1 pseudogene is annotated in these 239 nt (G+C 43.5%); it reads right to left on the bottom strand.

Annotated elements, in window-relative coordinates:
• A pseudogene (locus ACFINO_RS10650) lies at positions 1–239 on the bottom strand (tryptophan--tRNA ligase); the annotation flags it as partial.

The following is a 239-nucleotide window of genomic DNA, read 5'->3' as shown; positions in this document are numbered from 1 at the left end:
TGGGTGATTGGTGCAAGCTTCTCGACAGCAAGGTCAGCTAAGGTTGTTTTAAAAAGCGAAAATTGTTGTCCGGAAAACTCTGAAAGAGCTTTTTCTTTGCTTATTTGTGCAAAGGCAGCATAAATACCAAGCAGGTTATCGATTTCTGGCCGTTCTTCTAAGGCTGCAAGCGTGTCGGGAAGAGGGGCGGAGTCCGTTTTTGCTTTGCGTATTTTTTTTGCGATAATATCAGCATCATC

The sequence above is a fragment of the Bartonella sp. AA83SXKL genome, from assembly GCF_042196965.1.
GTDB lineage: Bacteria > Pseudomonadota > Alphaproteobacteria > Rhizobiales > Rhizobiaceae > Bartonella.
This window is presented reverse-complemented; position numbering and strand designations above follow the sequence as displayed.